Here is a 15,363-nt window from a genome sequence, read left to right as displayed (position 1 = left end):
CAGAAAATTCACAGCCCGCTGACAAGGGGCTACAGGCCTTTAGTTGTAGCCGGCCCGAGACTTGCCAACAAACGACGATTAGGCGAGATATCATTCCGTTTATTCATGCAAAGCGTTGCAACAAGAACAAGGGACCTCCCATGCTGAATAAACGCCACCTGCCCTCGATCACCGCCCTGCAGTGCTTCGAGGCGGTCACCCGTCACCTGAGCTTCACCCGCGCCGCTGAAGAGCTGAACCTGACGCAGAGCGCCGTCAGCAAACAGGTCGCCCAACTGGAAGAGCTGCTGCAGCACCTGCTGTTCCGCCGGGTGCGCCGACGCCTGCAAATGACCCCCGCTGGGGATTTGTATCTGGTTGAAGTCCGAAAAATCCTCACGCAGGTCGAGATGTCGACGCATTACCTGCGCTCCTACGGCGGCGAGACGGAAGTCCTGCGGGTATCCACGCCTTCTACCTTCGGCGCGCGCTGGCTGGTGCCACGCCTCAAGGGCTGGCGCCTGCGTCATCCGCAGATTCACCTGGACCTGTGCAATGAGCAGGAGGCTGACGACCTGCTGCAAGGGCGCAGCGACCTGGCGTTCTACTTCGGCCAAGGCTCACGGCCCGGCACCGAGAGCCTGAAACTGTTCGGCGAAGAACTGGTGCCGGTGTGCGCACCCGGCAGCTTGCCGGATCAGCCGTTCACCGACCCGACCCAGCTCACCGACCTGGTGCTGCTGCAAAATGCCTCGCGGCCACAAGCCTGGCACGACTGGTTCGACAGCCAGGGTTACCAGACTGAGCACAGCTACCACGGCCCGCGCTTCGAAACCTTCTACATGTGCATCCGTGCGGCGCAAGTCGGCTGCGGTGTCGCCCTGTTGCCCCGGTTCCTGGTGGAGGAGGAACTGGCTGACGGCAAACTGGTCATTCCCTGGCAGCATGCAATGCCCAGCAGCGATGCCTATTACCTGGCTTACCCCGAACACTCGGCGGAAGTGCCCAAGGTGCGTGATTTCGTGAAGTGGATGCTGGAGCAGATCGATAGCCCGGAGTTGCTGCGCAACTAATGCATTGCGCAAGACCTGTGGCAAGGAAGCCATCGTCTAAAAAATCGCTGGCACTACCCACCGCGGATATGCGCCACTAGTCCCTTTCATTGATACCGCTGCAACGTCGCCGCCACAGGCTGCGGCCCGCCTGGAGATACCCGTTATGAGCGAGAGTGTGTTTGCCGATCGCATCGTGCAGAACCTGCTCGACACCGACTTCTACAAGCTGACCATGATGCAGGCGGTGCTGCACAACTACCCCAACGTGGAAGTCGAATGGGAATTTCGCTGCCGCAACAGCGAGGACCTGCGCCCCTATCTGGCGGAGATCCGTTTTCAGTTCGAACGCCTCGCCGAGTTGAGCCTGAGCGCCGACCAGCTGGGTTTCCTGGAGCGTATCAGCTTCCTCAAGCCGGACTTCCTACGCTTTCTCGGGCTCTTTCGCTTCAACCTGCGCTACATCCACACCGGCATCGAGAACGGCGAACTGTTTATCCGCCTGCGCGGGCCGTGGCTGCATGTGATTCTGTTCGAGGTGCCACTGCTGGCGATTGTCAGTGAGGTACGCAACCGCTATCGCTACCGTGAAATTGTCATGGAGCAGGTGCGCGAACAGCTGTATCGCAAATTCGACTGGTTAAGCGCCAATGCCAGCGCCGATGAACTCGCGCATCTGCAGGTCGCCGACTTCGGCACCCGTCGACGCTTCTCCTACCGCGTGCAGGAAGAAGTGGTGAACGTGCTCAAGCACGATTTCCCCGGGCGCTTCGTCGGCACCAGCAATGTGCATCTGTCCCGCGAGCTCGACATGAAGCCACTGGGCACCATGGCCCACGAATGGATCATGGCCCACCAGCAACTGGGCCCGCGCCTGATCGACAGCCAGATCGCCGCGCTGGATTGCTGGGTGCGCGAGTACCGTGGGTTACTGGGTATCGCCCTGACCGACTGCATCACCACCGATGCCTTCCTCAACGATTTCGACCTGTATTTCGCCAAGCTGTTCGACGGCTTACGCCACGATTCCGGCGACCCGATCATCTGGGCCGAAAAAGCCATCGCCCACTACCATAAGCTCGGTATCGAGCCGATGAGCAAGACACTGGTATTCTCCGACAGCCTGACACTGCCCAAGTCGCTGGAGATATTCCGGGCGCTGCGCGGTCGGATCAATGTCAGCTTCGGCATTGGCACCAACCTGACGTGCGACATTCCGGGTGTCGACCCGATGAGCATCGTGCTTAAAATGGCAGCCTGCAATGACCAGCCCGTCGCCAAGATCTCCGACGAACCTGGGAAGACACACTGCAAAGACCCGAATTTCGTCGCCTATTTGCGACATGTGTTTCAAGTACCTGCCGCCCTATCTGGCATTTCAAGCAAGGAGTGAATTCATGCAAGCCGTACAGCGTGAGATTGCTGAACAGCTCAAGGTCCAACCGCCATTCGCCGACCAGGCCGCCCTGGAAGCTGAAATCGCGCGGCGGATCCGCTTCATACAGGACTGCCTGCTCAATTCCGGGCTCAAGACTCTGGTGCTCGGTATCAGCGGCGGCGTCGATTCGCTGACCGCGGGCCTGCTGGCGCAGCGTGCCATGCGTGAGCTGCGTGATCGCACCGGTGATGCGAGCTACAAATTCATCGCCGTGCGCCTGCCGTACGAGACCCAGTTCGATGAGCACGAAGCCCAGGCCTCGCTGGACTGCATCGCCCCGGATGAGCGCCACACGGTCAACATCGGCCCGGCGGTCAAGTCCCTGGCCAATGAAGTCGCGGCCTTCGAAGGCAAGCAGGCGGTGTCCGTGGATTTCGTGCTGGGCAATACCAAGGCGCGGATGCGCATGGTTGCCCAGTACACCATTGCCGGTGCCGCCCATGGCCTGGTGATTGGCACCGACCACGCCGCCGAAGCGGTGATGGGGTTCTTCACCAAGTTCGGGGATGGCGCCTGCGATCTGGCCCCCTTGAGCGGCCTGGTGAAAAACCAGGTCCGGGCGATTGCCCGCAGCTTCGGCGCACCGGAGTCGCTGGTGGAAAAAATCCCGACCGCCGATCTCGAAGACCTGGCACCCGGCAAGCCGGATGAAGCGTCCCACGGTGTGACCTACGCCGAGATCGACGCCTTCCTGCATGGTGAGCCGGTACGCGAGGAAGCGTTCAAGATCATTTGTGACACGTACAGAAAGACCCACCACAAGCGTGTGATGCCGTTCGCGCCTTGATCGGTGGGGTGCCTGAGCCGACGCCATCGCGAGCTTGCTCGCGATGAACGATCAGGAGGTCAAACGCCAGGCACAAAAAAAGCGTCCCGAGTGGACAATGCCAATCAGTTAAGCGAACGCCGACCTGTGTAGGAGCGAGCGTGCTCGCGATGGACGTTAACGATTACGCGTATTTTCTGAGTAATCGCGTAGCTCTTGAGTTCATCGCGAGCACGCTCGCTCCTACACATTCGACCTCATCTCCTTAACTGATCGGCATTATCCCGAGTGGACGCTTTTTTATGAGCCGGAATCGATTACTTCAGGGTGATCGTGCCTTTCATCATCGAGATGTGGCCCGGGAACGAGCAGAAGAAACCGTATTTTTCGGCAGCGTTGAGTTTCGACACATCGAAGGTCACGGAGTCCTTCTCGCCAGCACCAATGATTTTGGTGTGGGCGATGATGCGTGCATCACCTTCTTTCAGGTAGTTCTTGTCGATGCCGGCGCTCAGGCCATCAGTGGCGATCGGTTGCATGTCCGCATCTTTGCTCACCACAATGTTATGGCCCATGACGTTCTTCGGCAGGCTGCCGGAGTGGCCCAGGTTGATGGTGAATTCCTTGCAGCTCTTGTCGATGGTGATGTCCTTGGTGTTGAAGGACATCTGATCAGTAGAATCGACGTCGATCGAGCACTTTTCAGCCGCCATCAATTGGCTGCTGGCCAGCGTCAACAGGGATACCGCAACAAGTTTGGCAAACATGGTGAATCTCCAAGGCAGGGTTATCAAAATCCGTATGGCGTAAAGACTGCCTGAATTTACTGAAAGTTCATATGTCTTGAGTCAACAATTGTATACATGTTTCAGGCTATGACACTCATCGAAACAATCTACCAGCCAGACAGCGCGCCCAGGCCTAAGATCGCCTCATTGTTCCTCCTGCGGAGTACCTGCCATGTCCATCGATAGCCTGTTGTACAGCCTGCTGGCCGCCTACGCCTGTGGTGCCAGCGGCACCTGTGAAGCTCCTCGTCGCGAGGATTAGCCCTTGGAGCGACACGCCCCAGCCATTACTCTGCGCTCGTCACTGACCATGGAGTAAGGCATGTCTTTAGCGTCTGTTTGTGTGTTCTGTGGTGCCAGCACCGGCACCAACCCCGCCTATCGGGAGGCGGCCATCGCGCTCGGCCAGGAGCTTGCCCGACGCAAGCTGACTCTGGTGTACGGTGGCGGCGCGGTCGGCCTGATGGGCATCGTCGCCGATGCTGCGCTGGCGGCGGGTGGCGAGGTGATCGGGATCATTCCCGAAAGCCTGAAGAGCAAGGAAATCGGGCACAAGGGCCTGACACGCCTGGAAGTGGTCGACGGCATGCACGCCCGCAAGGCGCGCATGGCCGAGCTGAGCGACGCCTTCATCGCTCTGCCTGGCGGCCTGGGGACGTTCGAGGAGCTGTTCGAAGTCTGGACCTGGGGCCAACTCGGCTATCACGGCAAACCGCTGGGTTTGTTGGAAGTGAACGGTTTCTACAGCAAACTGACCGCTTTTCTTGATCATGTCGTCGGCGAAGGCTTCGTTCGCGAGCAGCACCGTGACATGCTGCAAACGAGCGAATCGCCGGCGAATCTGCTGGACGCGCTGGATGCCTGGCAACCGGTAGTCGCGCCAAAATGGGCCGGGCAAAAACCCGGCTAACCCATGGCCCCGGTTTAAAGGCAGAATACGCGCCGCTCAACCTCACCTTCGACCCCAGAGGATCGCCCATGGCCAAACCCAATTATTCCTTCGCCAAACGTCAGAGAGACTTGGCCAAGGAGCAGAAGAAAGAGGAAAAGCTTCAGCGCAAGAAAGCAACCGCTGAAGACGCTGCACTGAACCCTGAGGGTGAAGTGACGGCAACAGACGATGTTGATGCACCGAAAGACCAGGCGCCCGACGCCTGAGCCCCTCAGGGCCTGATGATCTGATCAGGCCCACCAGGATCTGCGTCCGGGGTCGGCAGTGACGTTGCCGACCCTCGCAGCCCTCTCCCACTGCCTACCCACCTGTAAAGCATTCGGCAATGGCCGATCACGGACCTGTGACAAGGCCGGTGACTCGCGCTGTCACACGACACACTCCTGACACCGGCTTCCGCACTTTATCAGGCCCGGCGCGCTCATCGATTTTGCGCCCGCTGCATCCGAACGCCGGCCGGTCAACGGGAGCAAGCCCCCTCGCCACGACAAAAGCACGATCAGAACGCAAAACGCCAACCCGAAGGTTGGCGTCTTGCTTGGAGCACGCGCGGCTTAGCGCGGCACGACCGGCTTACGGGCGGGTTTGGGGCCCTTGCCTTTGGCTGCGTCCTTGCGCTCCTTGGCGGCCTGCTGGTTGCGGGCAAATGCCGCGGCCTTGGCCTGTTCACGCTTGTCCCACGGATTGCCACCATCGCTGGCACGCGGCGGCAGGCCGGTGTGCTGGGTGAGGATCTTGGTGGTTTGCTCTTTCGCCACTTTATGGCTACCGGCTGGCGTCGAGTTCTTGCGACGGGCGCTCTGGTAGCTGTCGGTGGCCGGCTGGTGCAGCGGGATCAACTGGTTCTTGCCCGGCCCGATCAGGTCGGCGCGACCCATGCGGATCAGCGCCTCACGCAGCATCGGCCAGCCTTTCGGATCGTGGTAACGCAAGAACGCCTTGTGCAGACGACGCTGCTCTTCGCTCTTGACGATGGTCACGCCGTCGCTCTTGTAGGTGACCTTGCGCAACGGGTTCTTGCCCGAGTGGTACATCGCGGTGGCGGTGGCCATCGGCGACGGGTAGAACGCCTGCACCTGGTCCGCGCGGAAACCGTTGCCCTTGAGCCACAGGGCCAGGTTCATCATGTCTTCGTCGGTGGTGCCCGGGTGGGCGGCGATGAAGTACGGAATCAGGTACTGCTCCTTGCCCGCTTCCTTGGTGTACTTCTCGAACATGCGCTTGAACTTGTCATAGCTGCCGATGCCCGGTTTCATCATCTGGTTGAGCGGACCTTCCTCGGTGTGTTCCGGGGCGATCTTCAGGTAACCACCGACGTGGTGGGTCACCAGCTCCTTGACGTACTCCGGCGACTCGACCGCCAGGTCATAGCGCAGGCCTGAAGCAATCAGGATCTTCTTCACACCCGGCAAGGCACGGGCGCTGCGGTACAGCTGAATCAGCGACGAGTGGTCGGTGTTCAGGTTCGGGCAGATACCGGGGAACACGCAGGATGGCTTGCGGCACGCGGATTCGATTTCCGGGCTCTTGCAGGCAATGCGGTACATGTTCGCGGTCGGGCCACCCAGATCGGAAATCACCCCGGTAAAACCTGGCACCTTGTCGCGGATCTCTTCGATTTCGCGAATGATCGACTCTTCGGAACGGTTCTGGATGATCCGGCCTTCGTGTTCGGTAATCGAGCAGAACGTACAGCCACCGAAGCAGCCACGCATGATGTTCACCGAGAAGCGGATCATGTCGTAGGCCGGGATCTTCTCCTTGCCATACGCCGGGTGCGGAACACGGGCGTAAGGCATGCCGAATACGTAGTCCATCTCTTCGGTGGTCATCGGAATCGGCGGCGGGTTGAACCAGACGTCGACTTCGCCATGCTTCTGTACCAATGCGCGAGCGTTGCCCGGGTTGGTTTCCAGGTGCAGCACGCGGTTGGCGTGAGCATAAAGCACCGCGTCGCCACGGACTTTTTCCACCGAAGGCAGGCGAATCACGGTCTTGTCGCGGGTCATGCGCGGGCTGGCCAGGATCTGCACGACCTTGGCTTCCTGCGGATCCTCGACCGGTCCCTTCTCCTGCTCGATGGCGCAAGCCTGGGTGTCCTGAGTGTTGACGTACGGGTTGATGATCTTGTCGATCTTGCCCGGACGGTCGATACGGGTGGAGTCCACTTCGTACCAGCCTTGCGGCGTGTCGCGACGAATGAACGCGGTGCCGCGCACATCGGTGATGTCTTCGATCTTGTGCCCGTAGGACAAGCGCTGGGCAACTTCGACAATGGCCCGCTCGGCGTTGCCGTACAGCAGGATGTCGGCGCAGGCGTCAATCAGGATCGAGTTGCGTACCCGGTCCTGCCAGTAATCGTAGTGGGCAATGCGGCGCAGGGACGCTTCGATGCCGCCGAGGACGATCGGCACATGCTTGTAGGCTTCCTTGCAGCGCTGGCTGTACACCAGGCTCGCGCGATCCGGACGTTTGCCCGCCATGCCACCGGGGGTGTAGGCGTCATCGGAACGGATTTTCTTGTCGGCGGTGTAGCGGTTGATCATCGAGTCCATGTTGCCGGCCGCGACACCGAAGAACAGGTTCGGCTCGCCGAGCTTCATGAAGTCGTCTTTGGACTGCCAGTTCGGCTGGGCAATGATCCCGACGCGGAAGCCCTGGGACTCCAGCAGCCGGCCAATGATTGCCATGCCGAACGACGGGTGGTCGACGTACGCATCACCGGTGACGATGATGATGTCGCAGGAATCCCAGCCAAGCTGATCCATCTCCTCCCTGCTCATTGGCAGGAATGGCGCTGGACCGAAGCATTCGGCCCAGTACTTGGGATAGTCAAATAACGGCTTGGCTGTTTGCATGACGGTGACCGGTGTTGAGATGAAAAATCGCGGGCGCGGAATATAGCACAAATTTTGACCAATTCCGACGGCTATGGTCGGAAATTGCGGTGACTGCTTGCAGTAGGGTCCCGAGCAAAAGGAATGCCCTCGCCACAAGGCCCCTGCACAACTTATTCGTCGTCGTCGAAGTTATAGCTGCCCGGCGCCAGGTTTTCGAATCGGGTGTATTTGCCGATGAAGGCCAGGCGGATGAAGCCGATCGGGCCGTTCCGCTGCTTGCCGATAATGATCTCGGCAATGCCTTTGTGCTCGGTTTCCGGGTGATACACCTCGTCGCGGTACACGAACATGATCACGTCGGCGTCCTGCTCGATCGCACCGGATTCGCGCAAGTCGGAGTTCACCGGACGCTTGTTCGGACGCTGCTCCAGGGAGCGGTTGAGCTGGGACAGCGCCACCACCGGGCAGTTGAATTCCTTGGCCAGGGCCTTCAAGGAACGGGAGATCTCGGAAATCTCGTTGGTCCGGTTGTCGCCGCTGGAGCCCGGGATCTGCATCAGCTGCAGGTAGTCGATCATGATCAGGCCGATGTCGCCGTGCTCACGTACCAGACGCCGGGTCCGCGCCCGCATTTCCGAAGGGCTGATACCCGCGGTGTCGTCGATGAACAGCTTGCGGTCATTGAGCAGGTTGACCGCCGAGGTCAGGCGTGGCCAATCGTCATCTTCCAGGCGGCCGGCACGGACCTTGGTCTGGTCGATCCGACCCAGGGAAGACAGCATACGCATGATCAGCGATTCACCTGGCATCTCCAGGGAGTAGACCAGGACGGCTTTCTCGCTGCGCAATACGGCGTTTTCCACCAGGTTCATCGCGAAGGTGGTTTTACCCATCGACGGACGGCCGGCGACAATGATCAAGTCCGACGGCTGCAGGCCGCTGGTCTTCTCGTCGAGGTCGGTGTAGCCGGTGGACAGGCCGGTGATGGCGTTATCGGTGTTGAACAAGGTGTCGATACGGTCGATGGCCTTGGTCAGCAGCTCGTTCACACCCACCGGGCCGCCAGTCTTCGGTCGCGCCTCGGCGATCTGGAAGATCTGCCGTTCGGCTTCGTCGAGGATCTCGGCCGCGGTACGACCTTCCGGGTTGAACGCCGAGTCGGCGATTTCAGTGCTGATACCGATCAGTTGGCGCAGGGTCGCCCGCTCGCGAACGATCTGGGCATAGGCCTTGATGTTGGCGACCGACGGCGTGTTTTTCGCCAATTCGCCCAGATAGCCGAGGCCGCCGACTTGCGAGGTCTGACCTTCCTTGTCCAATTGCTCGGCCAGGGTCACAACGTCGATCGGCGAGTTCTGATCGGCCAGCTTGGCGATCGCACGGAAGATCAGGCGGTGGTCATGACGATAGAAATCACCGTCCGAGACCTGATCGAGCACGCGTTCCCAGGCGTTGTTGTCCAGCATCAGACCACCGAGCACAGCCTGTTCGGCCTCGATGGAATGGGGCGGCACTTTCAGCGCGGCGGTTTGCAGATCGTATTGCTCAGGAGCGGAGATATCGTTCATGGCCACTTGGAATTAGTTGTAGAAAATCAGGAACCGCAGAAAGACAAAGGGCACGACCTGTAAACAGGATCGTGCCCGATGTTACCGGCAAGTACCCAAGGGTACCAGCCGATAAGTGCTGCTTAAGCTGCTACCACGACAACGCGTACGGTGGCTTCAACTTCAGCGTGCAGGTGCACGGCTACGTCGAATTCACCTACGTTGCGGATGGTGCCGTTCGGCAGACGAACTTCGCTTTTTGCAACTTCAACGCCAGAGGCGGTCAGTGCATCAGCGATGTCGTGAGTACCGATCGAACCGAACAGCTTGCCTTCGTCACCGGCGGTGGCAGTGATGGTCACTTCCAGCTCAGCCAGTTGGGCAGCGCGGCTTTCAGCCGAAGCTTTCTTGTCTGCTGCAGCTTTTTCCAGCTCAGCGCGACGCTCTTCGAACGCAGCCAGGTTGGCAGCGGTCGCAGCGGTAGCTTTGCCGTAAGGCAGCAGGTAGTTACGGCCGTAACCAGCCTTAACGTTCACTTTGTCGCCCAGGTTGCCCAGGTTGGCGACTTTTTCCAGAAGGATCAGTTGCATGTGAAAATCCTCTTAACTTTTAACCTTCACCGTTCGCGTTATCGGCGTCTTTCGGCGTCGAACGACCGCGAAAATCAATCAGGCTGTCGACAATGGCCAGGACCACCAGCAACGGATAGATCAGTTGCATAAACAGCAACAGCGTTACGTACAACCCCACCAGCCAAAACTTGGCCAGTCGCTTTTCAGCCACCAGCCCATGAATCAGGGCCAGCCCGGCGAACACCAGCGGTACGCTGCACAACGGCGTCAACATGGCCATCTGGGTACCGAAGTTCGGCCCCACAAGCATGCACGCCAGCAGCAACATCGCCGGCCCCAGCGGGATCCGGATGGCGCGAAATTCGCGACCAAAACCACCGGGGTTGTACAACAACGCCTGCCAGTAGCGCCCGACAATCAGGCTCAGCAAACTGACGATTTGCAGCAAGGCCGCTATCAGGCCGGTCAGGACTGGGGCAATCAGGGCGGCAAGACGCGCTCGCTCCTCTTCCGACAATTGTTGGTAGAGGTCACCAAGGGCCATCGGCAGGATCTTTACAAGCTCCTGCGACAGCAACTCGATGTGAGGGCGGAAAACCGCACCCAGCACCACTGAAAACACCACTCCTATCGCTACGCTGGCCAGCAGCGTGCGGTTCCAGGACTCACTTGCGCGCAAAACCAACGCAAGGCCCGAAGACCCCAGCAGCACCATGAGTGCGCGTGGATCATCGGAATACAGCCACCAGATCAAGGCCGGCAGTATCCCCAGAGCAAGAACGCCCAGGGCGTCCTTCAATCCGCGCCGCAGCAGCACAAGGCTCCCGGCGGCAGCACCCAACCAATACAACAACGGCAATGCCGCGCATCCAGCCACTACCAGAGTGGCCTGCATACGGCCGCGCATGATGAACTCTGCTATGGCGCGCATGCATTCAATCCTTTGCTACGTGTCGACTGCCCGGTCTCAGCGGCCGTGGCTGTCGGTGTAGGCCAGCAGGGCCAGGAAGCGGGCGCGCTTGATAGCGGTGGCCAGCTGACGCTGATAACGAGCTTTGGTACCGGTGATACGGCTTGGAACGATTTTGCCGGTCTCGGATACATAAGCTTTCAGAGTGTTGAGATCTTTGTAATCGATCTCTTTCACGTCTTCAGCGGTGAAGCGGCAGAATTTACGACGACGGAAGAAACGTGCCATGTAATTGGCTCCTCAAAAGGTCCGTGGATTACTCGTCAGCGTTATCGCTGGCGTCGCTGTCATCACCCTCAACGCCTTCGGCGTCGGAGTGCTCAGGACGGTCGCGACGCTCACGGCGCTCACTGCGGTTTTCTTCAGCCTTGAGCATCTCGGATTGGCCGGTAACGGCTTCTTCGCGACGGATGACCAGGTTACGGATCACTGCATCGTTGTAGCGGAAGTTGTCTTCCAGCTCGGCCAGGGCCTTGCCAGTGCACTCAACGTTCAGCATCACGTAGTGAGCCTTGTGAACATTGTTGATTGCGTAGGCCAGTTGACGACGGCCCCAATCTTCCAGACGGTGGATTTTGCCGCCGTCTTCTTCGATCAGCTTGGTGTAACGCTCAACCATGCCGCCGACTTGCTCGCTCTGGTCAGGGTGGACCAGAAAGATGATTTCGTAATGACGCATGAATGCTCCTTACGGGTTGTAGCCTGCCGCTCAAAAGCGGTCAGACAAGGAGTGAATGACACTTATGGACTTGCCGGCGATAGACACATGCGTGCCTGCCGTCACAGCAAGGGGCGCAATTGTAGAGAAGGGACAGGAGAGGCGCAAGACAATTGGCGATTATTTGAGCAACCACCGACACTACAAGGCACTGTAGGAGCGGGCTTGCTCCGGGCGGCGTTCCGACGAAGGTTGTCAACGAAAACACGGGGAAGCTGATGCCCCACGGTGATCTTGAGTTCTTCGCGAGCAAGCTCGCTCCTACAGTAGGTCGTGCGCTAATCAAGGCTTTTTGGTGGCAGCCTTGGCTTTGACACTGCGCTGGCGCTGCGCCTCGAACAGGCACACGCCAGTCGCCACGGACACGTTGAGGCTACTGACGCTACCGGCCATCGGCAGATTCACCAGATAGTCGCAATGCTCGCGAGTCAGGCGGCGCATGCCCTTGCCCTCGGCACCCATGATCAGGATGGTCGGGCCGGTCAGGTCCTGGTCATACAGGCTGACCTCAGCCTCCCCCGCCGTACCGACAACCCACAGACCACGCTGCTGGAGCTTCTCCAGGGTACGCGCCAGGTTGGTCACGGCGACCAACGGAATCACTTCCGCGGCACCGCATGCGACTTTTCGTACAACCGGGGTCAAGGTGGCGGACTTGTCCTTTGGCACGATCACTGCCAGTGCACCCGCCGCATCGGCAGAGCGAAGGCAGGCGCCGAGGTTGTGCGGGTCGGTCACGCCGTCCAGCACCAGCAACAGTGGTGCGCCTTCGGTGCGATCCAGCAGCTCATCGAGCATCGCCTCGCCCCAGACCTGGCTCGGACTCACCTCCGCCACCACGCCCTGGTGCACGCCCTCGACCCAGGCATCCATTTCGCGGCGCTCGGCCTGGCCGACCTGGACACGGTTTTCGTTGGCCAGTTCGATCAGGGTCTGCACCCGCGGATCACCGCGACCTTCGGCCAGCCAGATCTGCTTGACGCGCTTGGGGTGATGACGCAGCAACGCTTCTACAGCATGCACGCCGTAGATTTTTTCCAACTGACTCATGACTTGGCCTTAGGTTTACGCGCCCCGCCACTTTTGGCTGGGGCCGAGCCCGCTTTTGGCGGACCTTTACGGTGTTTACTCGGTTTGGCTGGCTTGCCGCCGGAGGCCTTTTCAGGCGCCGACCGTCCGGTCTTTCCCCCAGACGCCGCTTTACCGCCGCTTTTCGCTTCGGCCAGCAATGCTTGCTTCATTTCACGACTTTTGCGCACTTCGGCGTTTTTCGCCGCGGCATCGCTTGGGCGATAGGCTTCGACCGCCTTTTCCTTCGCAGGACGGCGACCGGCTTTTGCCGGAGCAGGTTCTGCAGCAGTCTTGGCCGCCGGCGCCGTGGTCTCTGTACCACGCTTCTTGCGACCAATCGGTGCGCTGATGGTTTTTTCAGCCATCTCGAAGTCGATCTTGCGCTCGTCCAGGTCAACCCGCATCACACGCACTTCGACGGTATCGCCGAGGCGGAAGCTGCGACCGGTGCGCTCACCGGCCAGGCGGTGATGGACAGGGTCGAAGTGGTAGTAGTCGCCCGGCAAGGCGGTCACGTGGACCAGGCCTTCGACGTAGATGTCGGTCAGCTCGACGAACAGGCCGAAACCGGTCACGGCGGTGATCACACCCGGGAACGACTCGCCCACGCGATCCTTCATGAACTCGCACTTGAGCCAGTTCACCACGTCGCGAGTGGCTTCGTCGGCACGGCGCTCGCTCATCGAGCACTGCTCGCCCAACTGCTCCAGCGTCGCTTCGTCGTATGGATAGATACGCGCTTTCGGGATGCTCATCGCACCGGCACGCTTGACGTGCGGGGTATCCATTTTGGAGTGGATAACGCTGCGAATCGCCCGGTGCGTGAGCAGGTCCGGGTAACGACGAATCGGCGAGGTGAAGTGGGTATAGGCTTCGTAATTCAGGCCGAAGTGACCCTGGTTATCCGCGCTGTACACCGCCTGGCTCAACGAGCGCAGCATGACGGTCTGGATCAGGTGGAAATCCGGACGATCCTTGATACCGGCCAGCAATGCCTGATAGTCCTTCGGCGACGGGCCGTCCTTGCCTTTGTGCAGGGACAGGCCGAGCTCACCCAGGAAGGCGCGCAGTTTTTCCAGACGCTCCGGCGGCGGACCATCGTGAACGCGATACAGCGCAGGAATTTCGTGCTTTTTCAGGAATTCAGCGGTGGCCACGTTGGCCGCCAGCATGCATTCCTCGATCAGCTTGTGCGCATCGTTGCGAACCGTCGGACGGATTTCGGCGATCTTGCGCTCGGTACCGAAGATGATCCGGGTTTCCTGGGTCTCGAAATCGATCGCGCCACGCACGTGACGGGCAGCCAGCAATACCTTGTACAGCGAGTAGAGCTGCTTGAGGTGCGGCACGACGTCGGTGTATTCGCCACGCAGCTGACGGGCCTCGGTGGATTTCGGCTGTTCCAGCATCGCGCTGACCTTGTTGTAGGTCAGGCGGGCGTGGGAGTGAATCACCGCTTCGTAGAAGCAGTAGTCGGTCATTTCGCCAGACTTGGAGATGGTCATCTCGCAAACCATGGCCAGACGATCGACATGCGGATTCAGCGAGCACAGGCCATTGGACAGTTGCTCAGGCAGCATCGGCACCACGCGCTCGGGGAAGTACACCGAGTTGCCACGGACCTGGGACTCGGCATCCAGCGCCGAGCCGATCTTCACGTAGCTGGAAACGTCGGCGATCGCCACGTACAACTTCCAGCCGCCGGAGAACAGGCGCAGCTTGCCCGGCTTGGCTTCGCAGTACACCGCGTCGTCGAAGTCGCGGGCATCTTCGCCGTCGATGGTGACGAACGGCAGATGGCGCAGGTCGATGCGCTTCTCTTTGTCTTTTTCTTCGACTTCCGGCTTGAGCTTGGCAGCTTCCTTGAGCACCGCGTCAGGCCAGACGTGAGGAATGTCGTAGGTGCGCAGGGCGACGTCAATCTCCATGCCCGGCGCCATGTAGTTACCTACGACTTCCACCACATCGCCCTGCGGCTGGAAGCGTGGCGTCGGCCAGTGAGTGATCTTCACTTCAACGAATTGGCCGATCTTGGCATTGGCGTTACGGCCCGGGGTGACCAGCACTTCCTGCTGGATCTTCGGATTGTCGGCAACGACGAAGCCGATACCGCCCTCTTCGAAGTAACGACCGACGATCGTCTCGTGGGCACGGGACACCACTTCGACGATCATGCCTTCGCGGCGACCACGACGGTCCAGGCCGGAAACCCGCGCCAGGGCACGGTCGCCATCGAACACCAGGCGCATCTGCGCCGGGCTCATGAACAGGTCGTCACTGCCGTCGTCCGGCACCAGGAAGCCGAAGCCGTCACGGTGGCCGCTGATGCGGCCCAGGATCAGGTCGAGCTTGTCCACCGGCGCGTAAGTGCCGCGACGGGTGTAGATCAGTTGAGCGTCGCGCTCCATGGCGCGCAGGCGGCGGCGCAGGGCTTCGATCTGGTCTTCTGTGGTCAGACCAAACTCTTCGACCAGTTGCTCGCGGTTAGCAGGCGAGCCTCGATCAGCAAGGTGCTGAAGGATCAGTTCGCGGCTAGGAATAGGGTTTTCATATTTTTCCGCTTCACGAGCGGCCTCGGGATCGAGGGACTGCCAATCGGCCATTAGAGAGTTTTCACCTTGTCTATATGCGGGTTAGTTTGGCATACGCGTATTGAAACGGGAAATTTCA

14 protein-coding genes are annotated in these 15,363 nt (G+C 59.9%); 5 read left to right on the top strand and 9 right to left on the bottom strand.

Going from position 1 to position 15,363, the window contains the following annotated elements:
- The first annotated feature begins 140 nt into the window (after nucleotides 1–140).
- The 3 genes from CKW29_RS08405 to nadE all read left to right on the top strand — a co-directional run bounded on the left by CKW29_RS08405 (nucleotide 141) and on the right by nadE (nucleotide 3,256).
- Nucleotides 141–1,052, top strand: coding sequence for a LysR family transcriptional regulator (locus CKW29_RS08405; protein ID WP_095144757.1), 912 nt, complete (start codon nucleotides 141–143; stop codon nucleotides 1,050–1,052).
- A gap of 145 nt (nucleotides 1,053–1,197) precedes the next feature.
- Nucleotides 1,198–2,424 carry a nicotinate phosphoribosyltransferase gene (gene pncB / locus CKW29_RS08400; protein WP_095144756.1) on the top strand — a complete coding sequence of 409 codons (1,227 nt, stop codon included), beginning with the start codon at nucleotides 1,198–1,200 and terminating at the stop codon, nucleotides 2,422–2,424.
- A gap of 4 nt (nucleotides 2,425–2,428) precedes the next feature.
- Nucleotides 2,429–3,256, top strand: coding sequence for an ammonia-dependent NAD(+) synthetase (gene nadE / locus CKW29_RS08395; protein WP_095144755.1), 828 nt, complete (start codon nucleotides 2,429–2,431; stop codon nucleotides 3,254–3,256).
- 296 nt (nucleotides 3,257–3,552) lie between these two features.
- Here nadE and azu read toward each other — a convergent pair whose 3' ends face one another.
- On the bottom strand, nucleotides 3,553–4,002 hold the full coding sequence (azu, locus tag CKW29_RS08390) for an azurin (protein ID WP_095078162.1): 450 nt from the start codon (nucleotides 4,000–4,002) through the stop codon (nucleotides 3,553–3,555).
- A gap of 343 nt (nucleotides 4,003–4,345) precedes the next feature.
- Between azu and CKW29_RS08385 the strand changes: the two genes are divergently transcribed.
- Complete coding sequence (locus CKW29_RS08385) at nucleotides 4,346–4,933, top strand: TIGR00730 family Rossman fold protein (protein WP_095144754.1); 588 nt, start codon at nucleotides 4,346–4,348, stop codon at nucleotides 4,931–4,933.
- A 68-nt stretch (nucleotides 4,934–5,001) separates the two neighbouring features.
- Nucleotides 5,002–5,181, top strand: a complete 180-nt coding sequence (locus tag CKW29_RS08380) for a hypothetical protein (RefSeq protein ID WP_095144753.1) — start codon at nucleotides 5,002–5,004, stop codon at nucleotides 5,179–5,181.
- A 348-nt stretch (nucleotides 5,182–5,529) separates the two neighbouring features.
- On the opposite strand, the gene CKW29_RS08375 is transcribed toward CKW29_RS08380, so the two are convergent.
- The 8 genes from CKW29_RS08375 to rnr all read right to left on the bottom strand — a co-directional run bounded on the left by CKW29_RS08375 (nucleotide 5,530) and on the right by rnr (nucleotide 15,296).
- A complete protein-coding gene (locus CKW29_RS08375) occupies nucleotides 5,530–7,833 on the bottom strand; it encodes a YgiQ family radical SAM protein (RefSeq protein ID WP_095144752.1) in 2,304 nt (767 codons plus the stop codon).
- Nucleotides 7,834–7,985: 152 nt separating this feature from the next.
- Complete coding sequence (gene dnaB / locus CKW29_RS08370; protein ID WP_095144751.1) at nucleotides 7,986–9,383, bottom strand: replicative DNA helicase; 1,398 nt, start codon at nucleotides 9,381–9,383, stop codon at nucleotides 7,986–7,988.
- A 122-nt stretch (nucleotides 9,384–9,505) separates the two neighbouring features.
- A complete protein-coding gene (gene rplI, locus CKW29_RS08365) occupies nucleotides 9,506–9,952 on the bottom strand; it encodes a 50S ribosomal protein L9 (protein WP_027617542.1) in 447 nt (148 codons plus the stop codon).
- A 19-nt stretch (nucleotides 9,953–9,971) separates the two neighbouring features.
- Nucleotides 9,972–10,865, bottom strand: coding sequence for a hypothetical protein (locus CKW29_RS08360; protein WP_095144750.1), 894 nt, complete (start codon nucleotides 10,863–10,865; stop codon nucleotides 9,972–9,974).
- Nucleotides 10,866–10,901: 36 nt separating this feature from the next.
- Nucleotides 10,902–11,132 carry a 30S ribosomal protein S18 gene (rpsR, locus tag CKW29_RS08355; protein WP_002551829.1) on the bottom strand — a complete coding sequence of 77 codons (231 nt, stop codon included), beginning with the start codon at nucleotides 11,130–11,132 and terminating at the stop codon, nucleotides 10,902–10,904.
- A 28-nt stretch (nucleotides 11,133–11,160) separates the two neighbouring features.
- A complete protein-coding gene (gene rpsF, locus CKW29_RS08350) occupies nucleotides 11,161–11,583 on the bottom strand; it encodes a 30S ribosomal protein S6 (RefSeq protein WP_095078155.1) in 423 nt (140 codons plus the stop codon).
- Nucleotides 11,584–11,904: 321 nt separating this feature from the next.
- Nucleotides 11,905–12,672, bottom strand: a complete 768-nt coding sequence (gene rlmB / locus CKW29_RS08345; protein WP_095144749.1) for a 23S rRNA (guanosine(2251)-2'-O)-methyltransferase RlmB — start codon at nucleotides 12,670–12,672, stop codon at nucleotides 11,905–11,907.
- Complete coding sequence (rnr, locus tag CKW29_RS08340; protein ID WP_095144748.1) at nucleotides 12,669–15,296, bottom strand: ribonuclease R; 2,628 nt, start codon at nucleotides 15,294–15,296, stop codon at nucleotides 12,669–12,671. The genes rlmB and rnr overlap by 4 nt, the downstream gene beginning before the upstream one ends.
- Between the last annotated feature and the right edge of the window lie 67 nt (nucleotides 15,297–15,363).

The organism is Pseudomonas sp. Irchel s3a18 (genome assembly GCF_900187535.1).
In the GTDB taxonomy this organism is placed as follows: Bacteria; Pseudomonadota; Gammaproteobacteria; order Pseudomonadales; family Pseudomonadaceae; genus Aquipseudomonas.
This window is presented reverse-complemented; position numbering and strand designations above follow the sequence as displayed.

Bases quoted from the DNA above. Each gene is read 5' to 3' on its own strand.
- CKW29_RS08405 (WP_095144757.1), top strand. From the start codon at position 141: ATGCTGAATAAACGCCACCTGCCCTCGATCACCGCCCTGCAGTGCTTC.
- pncB (WP_095144756.1), top strand. From the start codon at position 1,198: ATGAGCGAGAGTGTGTTTGCCGATCGCATCGTGCAGAACCTGCTCGAC.
- nadE (WP_095144755.1), top strand. From the start codon at position 2,429: ATGCAAGCCGTACAGCGTGAGATTGCTGAACAGCTCAAGGTCCAACCG.
- azu (WP_095078162.1), bottom strand. From the start codon at position 4,002: ATGTTTGCCAAACTTGTTGCGGTATCCCTGTTGACGCTGGCCAGCAGC.
- CKW29_RS08385 (WP_095144754.1), top strand. From the start codon at position 4,346: ATGTCTTTAGCGTCTGTTTGTGTGTTCTGTGGTGCCAGCACCGGCACC.
- CKW29_RS08380 (WP_095144753.1), top strand. From the start codon at position 5,002: ATGGCCAAACCCAATTATTCCTTCGCCAAACGTCAGAGAGACTTGGCC.
- CKW29_RS08375 (WP_095144752.1), bottom strand. From the start codon at position 7,833: ATGCAAACAGCCAAGCCGTTATTTGACTATCCCAAGTACTGGGCCGAA.
- dnaB (WP_095144751.1), bottom strand. From the start codon at position 9,383: ATGAACGATATCTCCGCTCCTGAGCAATACGATCTGCAAACCGCCGCG.
- rplI (WP_027617542.1), bottom strand. From the start codon at position 9,952: ATGCAACTGATCCTTCTGGAAAAAGTCGCCAACCTGGGCAACCTGGGC.
- CKW29_RS08360 (WP_095144750.1), bottom strand. From the start codon at position 10,865: ATGCGCGCCATAGCAGAGTTCATCATGCGCGGCCGTATGCAGGCCACT.
- rpsR (WP_002551829.1), bottom strand. From the start codon at position 11,132: ATGGCACGTTTCTTCCGTCGTCGTAAATTCTGCCGCTTCACCGCTGAA.
- rpsF (WP_095078155.1), bottom strand. From the start codon at position 11,583: ATGCGTCATTACGAAATCATCTTTCTGGTCCACCCTGACCAGAGCGAG.
- rlmB (WP_095144749.1), bottom strand. From the start codon at position 12,672: ATGAGTCAGTTGGAAAAAATCTACGGCGTGCATGCTGTAGAAGCGTTG.
- rnr (WP_095144748.1), bottom strand. From the start codon at position 15,296: ATGGCCGATTGGCAGTCCCTCGATCCCGAGGCCGCTCGTGAAGCGGAA.